Annotated in this window: 1 protein-coding gene; it reads left to right on the forward strand. The window is 69.6% G+C overall.

Features of this window, described 5'->3' with window-relative positions:
- Positions 1-77 precede the first annotated feature (77 nt).
- A partial coding sequence (locus tag MFF64_RS38540) for an extracellular solute-binding protein (protein ID WP_369010738.1) occupies positions 78-217 on the forward strand: 140 nt, incomplete at its 3' end.

A 217-nucleotide genomic window follows, 5' to 3' on the forward strand; every position in this document is an offset into this window, starting at 1 on the left:
CGCAGATCAAGGGCAAGTGGGCCGTGGCCCCCGTCCCGGCCGGCACGTCCTCGGTGTCGATGGCGGGCGGTTCCTGACTGGTCGTCTCCAAGGACAGCGAGCACAAGGCGGCGGCGACCGCGTTCATCGAGTACCTCACGGACACGGAGGGCCAGGCCGACTGGTACGAGCGCACCAAGGACCTCCCCGCGAACACGGCGGCGTGGGACTCCGGAAA

Source organism: Methylobacterium frigidaeris (genome assembly GCF_022179185.1).
In the GTDB taxonomy this organism is placed as follows: domain Bacteria; phylum Pseudomonadota; class Alphaproteobacteria; order Rhizobiales; family Beijerinckiaceae; genus Methylobacterium; species Methylobacterium frigidaeris.